General features: G+C 68.5%; 8 protein-coding genes. 3 read left to right on the forward strand and 5 right to left on the reverse strand.

The window, feature by feature from the left end:
- Positions 1-219: 219 nt before the first annotated feature.
- Both ABD357_RS02015 and ABD357_RS02020 read left to right on the forward strand, forming a co-directional pair.
- The gene (locus tag ABD357_RS02015; protein WP_344387020.1) at positions 220-906 is read left to right on the forward strand and encodes a maleylpyruvate isomerase family mycothiol-dependent enzyme; all 687 of its coding nucleotides are present in this window, start codon (positions 220-222) and stop codon (positions 904-906) included.
- Between the two features lie 10 nt (positions 907-916).
- Complete coding sequence (locus ABD357_RS02020) at positions 917-1573, forward strand: MBL fold metallo-hydrolase (RefSeq protein WP_344387022.1); 657 nt, start codon at positions 917-919, stop codon at positions 1571-1573.
- 354 nt (positions 1574-1927) lie between these two features.
- On the opposite strand, the gene aroQ is transcribed toward ABD357_RS02020, so the two are convergent.
- Positions 1928-2401 carry a type II 3-dehydroquinate dehydratase gene (aroQ, locus tag ABD357_RS02025; RefSeq protein WP_344387023.1) on the reverse strand — a complete coding sequence of 158 codons (474 nt, stop codon included), beginning with the start codon at positions 2399-2401 and terminating at the stop codon, positions 1928-1930.
- A gap of 113 nt (positions 2402-2514) precedes the next feature.
- Between aroQ and ABD357_RS02030 the strand changes: the two genes are divergently transcribed.
- Positions 2515-3561, forward strand: coding sequence for a S66 family peptidase (locus ABD357_RS02030; protein WP_344387024.1), 1047 nt, complete (start codon positions 2515-2517; stop codon positions 3559-3561).
- A gap of 108 nt (positions 3562-3669) precedes the next feature.
- On the opposite strand, the gene ABD357_RS02035 is transcribed toward ABD357_RS02030, so the two are convergent.
- From ABD357_RS02035 to uvrB, 4 genes are all read right to left on the reverse strand, one after another.
- Positions 3670-4671: a TerC/Alx family metal homeostasis membrane protein gene (locus ABD357_RS02035; RefSeq protein ID WP_344387025.1), complete on the reverse strand. Its 1002-nt coding sequence runs from the start codon at positions 4669-4671 to the stop codon at positions 3670-3672.
- A 320-nt stretch (positions 4672-4991) separates the two neighbouring features.
- Positions 4992-6971, reverse strand: coding sequence for a TerD family protein (locus ABD357_RS02040; protein ID WP_344387027.1), 1980 nt, complete (start codon positions 6969-6971; stop codon positions 4992-4994).
- A 37-nt stretch (positions 6972-7008) separates the two neighbouring features.
- The gene (locus tag ABD357_RS02045; RefSeq protein WP_055615261.1) at positions 7009-7587 is read right to left on the reverse strand and encodes a TerD family protein; all 579 of its coding nucleotides are present in this window, start codon (positions 7585-7587) and stop codon (positions 7009-7011) included.
- A gap of 140 nt (positions 7588-7727) precedes the next feature.
- Complete coding sequence (gene uvrB, locus ABD357_RS02050; protein ID WP_344387029.1) at positions 7728-9866, reverse strand: excinuclease ABC subunit UvrB; 2139 nt, start codon at positions 9864-9866, stop codon at positions 7728-7730.
- Positions 9867-10274: the final 408 nt, after the last annotated feature.

Raw genomic sequence — 10274 nt, forward strand, 5'->3', positions numbered from 1 at the left:
GGTCCGCACCTTTCTTTAGAGAAGTGACAGGGGCGGGGCCCCGTCTTTTTTCAGACTAGGGGGAGCCACTGACAGCGCCGGTTGGTTTCCCTGGTTGGTAACAATCCCGGGCCATCCAGCATGCCCGACGCCGCGCCCGAGCCTATAGCACGCGCATTCGATTTGCAGGGGCGGTCCACCACCTTCACCCGAACGTGCGGCGGAGCTAGGGTCGTTGCCATGAACGATCATGTGCGCGACCTGGCGTCTGTACGTGACGCGACCGAACGGCTGCTCACCGCAGCGGCCAAACTCGACAACGCCTCCGTGGCCGAGCCGTCACGGCTGCCCGGCTGGAGCCGTGGCCATGTCCTGGCCCACCTCGCCCGCAACGCGGACGCTCTCGTGAACGTCCTCGAAGGGCGCCCCATGTACGCCTCCGCGGACGCCCGCGACACCGACATCGAGCGGGACGCGCCACGGCCGCTGAACATCCAGCTGGCCGACGTACGCGAGAGCGCGGCCCGCTTCCAGGCGACGGGCGCCGCGCCCGCGGACTGGTCCCGCACGGTGGAGCTGCGCAACGGGGTCACCGACGCGGCATCCCGGGTGCCGTTCCGGCGGTGGGTCGAGGTGGAGCTGCATCACGTGGATCTGGGAATCGGGTACGAGCTGGAGGACCTGCCGGAGGATTTCACGGAGCGGGAGATCGACTTCCTCGCCGAGCGCTTCACCGCGCATCCAGAAGTGCCGCCCACACGCATCACGGAAGGCACGCGCGCGTGGAGCACGGGAAGAGTGGCAACCGAGCCGGAGATCACCGTCACGGGGCGCCAGGCCGACCTCCTCGGCTGGCTCTGCGGCCGCCGCGACGGTTCCGCACTGAGCACCGAGGGCGGGCCGCTCCCCGCACTCCCCCCGCTATAGGCTGAGGAACATGACGTACAGCGGAGCGGTGAAGGTCGGCGGCCCTGCGCATGTGCACGAGTTGCAGGACCTGATGATCTCCAAGGTCGCGGTCGGCCCGATGGACAACAACGCCTATCTGCTGCGCTGCCGGGCCACCGACGAGCAGCTCCTGATCGACGCGGCCAACGACGCCGGGACGCTGCTCACGCTGATCGGCGCCGACGGCATCGCGTCCGTGGTCACCACCCACCAGCACGGCGACCACTGGCAGGCGCTCGCGGAGGTCGTGGCGGCCACCGGTGCGCGTACGTACGCGGGTCGGGACGACGCTGAGGGCATCCCCGTAGCGACCGACGTCCTGGTCGACGACGGCGACACGATCCGGGTGGGGCGCGTGGAGCTGACCGCGCGCCATCTGGTGGGACACACGCCCGGCTCGATCGCGCTCGTCTACGACGATCCGCATGGGCATCCTCATGTGTTCACGGGCGACTGTCTTTTCCCGGGTGGCGTCGGCAACACCCGGAAGGATCCAAAGGCGTTCGCCAGCCTGATCCACGATGTCGAGACGAAGATTTTCGATGTGCTCCCGGACGAGACATGGGTCTACCCGGGGCACGGCAACGACACGACACTGGGCGCGGAGCGGCCGCATCTGCCGGAGTGGCACGCGCGTGGCTGGTGAACTGCCCGGTGCCGACGGTGAGTTGATGAACAGCTTGGTGTCGGGCGGGCGTTGGCATTCGTGACTCGTCCGGCGGGGACCCGCGTTTCGCGGGCGCGCGCCGTCGCGCGCCCCGTGTGAACCGAGCGCACGCGCCGGTGTCACGCACGCGCTCCCGGCGCACGCGGCGGCGCGGTCCACTGGAGGCAGCCCGCGCAGGAAGACGCTCCTGAGCGGAGGGGCCGCCGGCCACCCGATCCCCGCCCTCGGGCCGGCGGCCCATCACGGCGGCGGTCGGTCGACGTCCGGCGGCCGGCCACCACCGTGGTGTGACGGGGCCGCGAGCCCGCCCCCGGACGGCCCGCGGCCCACGCGTCAGGCCTCCGCGCGCCCCGCTCCCACCAGCGCCACGACCCGCTCCACCCCGAACACGTATCCCTGCACGCCGCAGCCCGCGATGACCCCGTCGGCGCGGAGCGAGACGTACGAGTGGTGCCGGAACTCCTCGCGCTTGTGGATGTTGGAGATGTGGACCTCCAACACGGGCATGTCGTCACAGGTGTTGAGGGCGTCCAGGATCGCGACGGAGGTGTGCGAGTAGGCGCCCGGATTGATCACGATGCCGACATGGTTCAGGCGGGCCTCATGGATCCAGTCGACCAGCTCGCCCTCGTGGTTGGACTGGCGGAAGTCCACCGTGCCGCCGTACGTGGCCGCCGCCTTGGCGCACATCGCCTCGACGTCGGCGAGCGTGTCGGAGCCGTAGATCTCCGGCTGGCGCTGACCCAGGAGGTTCAGGTTGGGGCCGTTGAGGATCATGATCGGGGCGTTGGCGAGGGTGCGGGGCACTGTTCCTCCGGTCCTGTCGGCTGAGCCGTCGCCCAAGGGCGCCGTTCAGGTCTGCTGCTCAGTCTCGGTTTATCACGGTGCGCCGGAGCGGGGACGGCTCGTACGCTCCGGTCATGACGCCACCGAGCTATCCGCCCGAGCCGTCACCCGGCGACCGGATCGCCGTCATCTCGCCGTCCGCGGGGCTCCCGGGCCTCTTCCCGCTCCCCTACGAGTTGGGCCTGGAGCGGCTGCGCAAGGAGTACGGCCTCGAGCCGGTCGAGTACCCGACGACCCGCACGATGGGCGCGACACCTCAGGCGCGGGCCGACGACATCCACGCGGCGTTCGCCGATCCGACGGTCAAGGCGGTCATCGCGTCGATTGGCGGCGACGACCAGATCACCGTACTGCCGCTGCTGGACCGGGAGTTGATCCGTGCGAACCCGAAGCCGTTCTTCGGCATGAGCGACAACACGAACCTGCTCGTGTATCTGCACAACACCGGGATCGTCGCCTATCACGGCGCGAGCGTGATGTGCGAACTCGGCCGGCCGGGCGCCATGCACGCGCTGACCGCGGAGTCGCTGCGGGCCGCGCTCTTCACCTCCGGCGAGTACGAAGTCAGGCCCGCCGAGCGTTTCCGTGACATCGACCTTCCATGGGACGCCCCGGAGACCTTCGCCTCCGAACCGCAGACCGAGCCCGGTGGCGGCTGGACCTGGCACCGCCCAGAGCGTGTTATCGAGGCGCGCTCCTGGGGCGGCAACATCGAGATCCTGTCCTGGCTGCTGATGGCGGACCGTGAGATCGCCCGCGATCCCTCCGTGTACGACGGCTGTGTGCTGTTCCTGGAGACATCCGAGGACATGCCGAGTGCCAACGACGTCTTCTGGATCCTGCGGAGCATGGGCGAGCGCGGTCTGCTCGGACGCTTCCCCGCGCTCCTGATGGGCCGCCCGAAGACGTGGTCGTTCGAGAAGCCCAACACCCCTGAGGCGAAGGCCCGTTACGCGCGCGAGCAGCGCGAGGCGGTGCTCCGGGCAGTGGACATGTATGCCCGGGACATGATGGTCGTCCTCGATGTGGACTTCGGTCACACCGATCCACAACTGGTCATCCCCTACGGGGGCGTGGTCCGCGTGGACGGGCCCGCACGACGCATCACGGTCACGTACTGACGGAGGCTGAGCCCCCGGAGCGGCGTCGGCGCGCGCGGAGCGGTGGTCGGCAGTTCGCCGGCCACCGCTCCCGGCGCTGGTGGTTTCTGCGCCTGCGGCCGCGTTCTGTCAGGCCTCGATGCTGTCCTTCGGAGTCCCTTCGGTCTCCTTCTGCGCCGCCTCGGCCGCCGCCTGCTTCTTGGAGGCCATCAGGCTGGTGATCGTGGTGACGATCAGGACCGCGCAGATCACGCCGAGGGAGACCGGGATGGAGATCTCCGGGACGTGGACCCCGGACTCGTGCAGCGCGTGCAGCACCAGCTTGACGCCTATGAAGCCGAGGATGACCGACAGGCCGTAGCTGAGATGGACCAGCTTCTTGAGCAGGCCGCCTATGAGGAAGTACAGCTGCCGCAGACCCATCAGCGCGAACGCGTTGGCCGTGAACACGATGTACGGGTCCTGCGTCAGGCCGAAGATCGCGGGGATCGAGTCGAGTGCGAAGAGGACGTCGGTGGTGCCGATCGCGAGCATGACGACGAGCATCGGCGTCATGACCCGCTTGCCGTTCTGCTGGATCCACAGCTTGGTGCCGTGGTAGCGGTCGGCCACACCGAAGCGCTTCTCGGCGGCCTTGAGGAGCTTGTTCTCCTCCCACTCCTCCTCGGGCTCGTCGGCCCTGGCCTCCTGGATCAGCTTCCAGGCGGTGTAGATCAGGAAGGCGCCGAAGATGTAGAAGACCCAGGCGAAGCTGGAGACGATCGCGGCGCCCGCGGCGATGAAGATCGCACGGAGCACGAGGGCTATCAGCACGCCGATGAGCAGCACCCGCTGCTGATACTGCGAGGGCACCGAGAATTTCGCCATGATCAGGACGAAGACGAAGAGGTTGTCGACGCTCAGCGATTTCTCGGTGATGTAGCCCGCGAAGAACTCGCCTGAGGGCTGTCCGCCGCCAAAGACGAGGAGTCCGAGTCCGAACAGTGCGGCCAGGACGATCCAGATGATGGTCCAGATTCCGGCTTCCCTGATCGATACGTCATGGGGTTTGCGGCCGATGAAGAAGTCGACCGCGATGAGGGCGACAAGGCCCACGATGGTCAGGACCCAAAGGGTCGTCGAAACATCCACTGCGCCTCCGGCAGTACGTAACGGCAAATGTCAGCGTCGTCGCTGCCGGAGGTCTCTTCCACCCGGGGCTCCTGGGGCGCGATGAGACGCCTGGTGCCTTCGGGCCGACGCCCCGGGATCGGGCCAGATCCGTATTGACGGGCACGCCGCAGTAGCTAGGGAGTACTCCCCTCCGCACGAACTACGGTATCCCAATCACCAAGGATTGGTAAAGAGATTGGCAAAGGAAAGGCCAAATGCCCTGGTCAGAAGAGTTGACGAAGTCTTGGGACGACGCACGAGACGGCACGCGCTGGGCAGACGACAGACTCCGCCGAGCGTCAGCGGTTCCAGGCGCGGCGGGCCGTCGCGACCTGAGTGAGGACGTGCTGGAGCACTTGGCTGCCGGGAGGTATGAGCGAGGGCTCGTACGTCCACGCGTGCCCGACCCAGGGGTCGGCGAGGTGGTCGTCGGGCACGGGAGTGAGGCGCAGGAGCGAGCGCCAGAGCGGGTCGAGCAACGGTCCATAGGCGGCGGCGTCCTCCCGGTCGGCCACCAGCATGAGGTGGACGCCGACGGCAGGACCTTCGTCCGCGAGGTAGCGCAGCTGGGTCACCGCGCGGTCGTCGAAACCGTGCGGGAAGTCATTGACGATCAGCAGTTGCTCAGCTGTGTCCAGGTCGGGTGGCAGTGAGTCGGCCGCGCCTCCGCGGATCGCCATCTGCACCAGGTCGACGCGCTGGGTGAGCCTGGCCAGGACGTCGGTGACGCCCGCGGCGCCGGCGGCGGGCGGAGTAGGGAGCACACCGGTCTGTACGAGCGGTGCGAGCGCCGAGGCGCCGGAACCCGCCGGGTCGATGACATGCACCGTGTATTCGCCCGCCGGGTAGACGGCGAGCAGCCGGGCGGCATGCGCCACAGCTGTGTCCATGGCGAGGCGGCGCAGCTCGTCGGAGTCGGCGAGCGAGCCGTCGAGAGATCCTGCGCGGCCGCTGTCGATCCACAGGCCACGCTCCAGCGGCAGCCGAACCAGCATCGGGATGCTCAGGCCGGAGCTCTCGGGGAGCTGGAGATCGCCGAGGCGCAGGGCCATGGGGATCTCCATCGGCACGCGGTAGCCCTGCCAGACGGGGCTGTCCCAGCGCGCGAACGCCGTGGGCAGCGCGGGCTCGACGACCTCCGCCTCGGCGCTGAGCTGGGCGAGGTCACGGTCGAGCGCGGCTCTTGCCTGGTCGACGAGCTGGGAGTGCTTGGCGCGGGCCGTCTCACGCGCGGCATCCGCCTGTCCGCCTATGCGGCTGCGCGGGTCGGACAAGACCCTGTCGAGCTCCTGTTCCATACGCGAGTCGGCGAAGTCGACGGCGCTGCGATAGGCGGCCGTGGTGCGGGCCAGATCCTCGAACATGCCCCACACCTGGTTGTAGAGCCGTTCTTCCATGGACCAGCCGGTCGCGTCGCCCGCGACGGGCTGCGCGGGCTGTCCGGGCTGGGCCGGTGGCACGGTCGGCGGGGGCGAGGGAGGCGCGGCGGTTTGCCGGCCGGGGTGGCTGTAGTTGACCGGACCACCGGCTGTCGGCCGGGAAGGCTGCGCGGTGGCGGCCGGATCGGTCTGACCGGGCCCTGCGGGGTAGCCGGTCTGCTGCGGTACGTGGCCGGTGGCGCCCTGAGGGGTGGGGCCACCCTGGTCGGGGCCCAGCGCAGATGTCGCGGTGTGCCGGGAGCGGTCGCCGTCGGCCGTGCGCGGCGGAGGCGCGGCCACCGAACGTGCCAGGCCCCGGGCCACCGCTTCGTTGATGTCGTTCGCGAGCTGGGGTGCCTGGGGCAGGCACTGGTCGGTGAGGAGTTCGGCGAGGCCTCCCGCATACCCCTGGCCGACCGCGCGCACCTTCCAGGCACCCTGCCTGCGGTACATCTCGAGAGCGACGACGGCCGTCTCGGCGTCGAGGCCCGTAATCGTGTAGCTGGCGATCTCGGACCCGTCGAGTCCGGTGACCGCCACAAAGGGAGCGGCGACGGAGCCGAACCGGCCGGGGCCCCCGACTCCGGACGGCAGTGCGAGCAGCACACTGACCCGGTGCACGGCCTCCGTCAGGGCGTCCAGGTCGAAGGCGAGACGGTGGTCGGCCGCCGCCTGCTTGGAGACCTCCAGGCCGGGCAGAGTGGGCGAGCCGGGGTGGGCCACCCACTCGACGCCCCGCACCTTGCCGTTCTCGTCGCTGAGCGTGGCTCCCGCCACGACCGGCTTGCCGGCGGACACCCGGACCTCGAGTCGGGCTTGGGGCAACGGATGGTTCTGTCCCCGCACCAGCTCGGCCGTCATCGCCTTCTCCCCCTCGTTGTCGTCTGCGCCGGGCTGTCTACAGGTGCGGCAGGATCGCGGGCATCAGGTCCTGGAACGTACGGCCGTTGGCCGGTGTACCGAGAGCGGTCATCTGCCACCCCGCGCCCGCGCGGTGCACCTTCGCCATGATCTGCGCCGTGTACTGGCCACCGCCCGCGAGTGTGTAGCGGGCGAGCTCCTGGCCGTTGGTCTCGTCGACCAGCCGGCAGAACGCGTCCTGTACCTCCTGGAACGTCTGCCCCGTGAAGGAGTTCACGGTGAAGACGATCTGGTCGATGTGGACCGGGATGCGCGCGAGGTCGACGAGGATCGCCTCGTCGTCGCCGCCCTGGCCGACACCGCCGACGAGGTTGTCTCCGGTGTGCCGCACGGAGCCGTCGTCGCTGACGAGGTGACGGAAGAACACCACGTCGACCGGCTGCTTGTCCGCGAAGAGCACGGCCGAGGCGTCGAGGTCGATCTCCCGGGTGCGCGAGCCGAACAGGCCGCGGCGCGGGGCCGCCTGCCAGCCAAGCCCCATGCGCACCGCGGTCAGGGTGCCTCCGTCGTTCTTCTGCAGACTGATGGCCTGACCCTTGGTCATGTTGACCGTCACGCGCTGTTCCCCTCTCGAACGTCCCCTGTTGCCGCAGAATCCTGCGGTTGACCAGCAACCCTACGCAGGGGCACCGACAGTGCTTAAGCCTGGCCCACACTTTGTGTCGGTCTTGCAACACAGCGCGCCATTCGCGGTGGTCAGGCGATGCCCGCCTCCTTCATCTGGCGTAGTTCCTTCTTCATTTCCGAGACTTCGTCGCGCAGCCGGGCGGCGATCTCGAACTGCAGATCCGCGGCTGCCGCGCGCATCCGCTCTGTCATCTCCTCGATCTGCTCGGCGAGTTCGGCGGCGGGGCGGTCGGTGGGCACGGTCTCCTTGGCCTTGCCCTTGGCGGACTTGGCTCCCTTGGCGGTCTTCGAGCCGAGCGCGGGCACCGGGGCCTTGGCACCCTTGCCGTCCTTCAGGTTGCGATAGCCCGTGCCGAGCAGCTGCTCCGTGTCGACGTCCTCGCGGGCGATCTGCGCCACGATGTCGTTGATCTTCTTCCGGAGGGGCTGCGGGTCGAGGCCCTTCTCCTTGTTGTACGCGACCTGCTTCTCCCGGCGGCGGTTGGTCTCCTCGATCGCCTTCTCCATCGCCGGTGTGATCTTGTCGGCGTACATGTGGACCTGGCCGGAGACGTTGCGTGCCGCGCGGCCGATGGTCTGGATCAGTGAGGTGCCGGAGCGCAGGAAGCCCTCCTTGTCGGCGTCGAGGATCGACACCAGGGAGACCTCGGGCAGGTCGAGGCCCTCCCTCAGGAGGTTGATGCCGACCAGGACGTCGAACTCTCCGGCACGGAGTTCCCGCAGCAGCTCGACGCGGCGCAGCGTGTCGACGTCGCTGTGCAAGTAGCGCACCTGGATGCCCAGTTCGAGGAAGTAGTCGGTGAGGTCCTCGGCCATCTTCTTGGTGAGCGTGGTGACCAGGACGCGCTCGTCCTTCTCGGTGCGCTTGCGGATCTCGTGCACCAGGTCGTCGATCTGCCCCTCGGTAGGCTTGACCACGACCTCCGGGTCGACGAGGCCGGTGGGACGGATGATCTGCTCGACGAAGCCGTCCGCGCGCGAGAGCTCGTACTTGCCAGGGGTCGCCGACAGGTAGACGGCCTGGCCGATGCGCTCCTGGAACTCCTCCCACTTCAGAGGGCGGTTGTCCAGGGCGGAGGGCAGCCGGAAGCCGTGGTCGACGAGGGTGCGCTTACGGGATGCGTCGCCCTCGTACATGGCACCGATCTGCGGGACGGTGACATGCGACTCGTCGATGACGAGGAGGAAGTCGTCCGGGAAGTAGTCGAGGAGGGTGTTGGGCGGGGAGCCGGGTTCGCGGTCGTCGAAGTGCATCGAGTAGTTCTCGACGCCGGAGCAGGAGCCGATCTGGCGGAGCATCTCCAGGTCGTACGTGGTGCGCATGCGCAGCCGCTGGGCCTCCAGGAGCTTGCCCTGCTTCTCCAGCTCGGCGAGGCGCTCCTCGAGCTCCTTCTCGATGCCGTTGACGGCCTTCTCCAGGCGCTGCGGGCCCGCCACGTAGTGGGATGCGGGGAAGACGTACAGCTGCTCGTCGTCGCTGATGACCTCGCCGGTGAGCGGATGCAGCGTGGAGAGGGCCTCGATCTCGTCGCCGAACATCTCGATGCGGACGGCCAGTTCTTCGTAGACCGGGAAGATCTCGATGGTGTCGCCGCGGACCCGGAAGGTGCCCCGGGCGAAGGCCATGTCGTTGCGTGTGTACTGGATGTCGACGAAGCGGCGCAGCAGGTCGTCCCGGTCGATCTCGTCGCCGACCTTGAGGGCGACCATCCGGTCCACGTACTCCTGCGGTGTACCGAGCCCGTAGATGCAGGAGACCGAGGCGACCACGACGACGTCACGGCGGGTGAGCAACGAGTTGGTCGCGGAGTGGCGCAGGCGCTCGACCTCCTCGTTGATCGAGGAGTCCTTCTCGATGTAGGTGTCCGACTGCGGGACGTACGCCTCTGGCTGGTAGTAGTCGTAGTACGAGACGAAGTACTCGACCGCGTTGTTCGGCAGCAGCTCGCGGAACTCGTTGGCCAGCTGGGCGGCCAGGGTCTTGTTCGGCGCCATCACGAGGGTGGGGCGCTGGAGCTTCTCGATCATCCACGCGGTGGTCGCGGACTTGCCGGTGCCGGTCGCGCCGAGGAGGACGACGTCCTTCTCACCTGCACGGACGCGCCGTTCGAGCTCGGCGATGGCAGCGGGCTGGTCGCCGCTGGGCGAGTAGGGACTGACGACCTCGAAGGGCGCCACCGTGCGTTCGATCTTGGATACGGGCCGCATGGAATCCACCGTACGACTCCGCACTGACATTTAGATTCGGTGTCGGCTCTCCGGGATCTTCGGGGGCTGCGTAGGGTGCGTCGGGTCCGGTTCTTCCGGCACGGCTGGATCACTGACCGAAGCGTCTGCTGACAGACGACTTCTCCACGTTGATCGACGGCTGGTTGAACCCCCCGACGCGCGTGCGTCCCTGTTGGGAACCCGTGGCCGCGGCGAGCGTGGACCACTGCTACCGAATGTCCGGTCAGCACAACCCTGCGGAACGCGTGCCCTGCGGGCCGTGACGGAAGGCCCCGGACACGGACCACCTGCTGTCACGCCAAGACGGGACACCGCTGTGAGACTGCACCTGGGAATCGACGTGGCCTGCCGGGCCTCCCACCAGACCACCTGCACCGACGCCACCGG

This window comes from Streptomyces vastus (assembly GCF_039532825.1).
GTDB classification, from domain to species: Bacteria; Actinomycetota; Actinomycetes; order Streptomycetales; family Streptomycetaceae; genus Streptomyces; species Streptomyces vastus.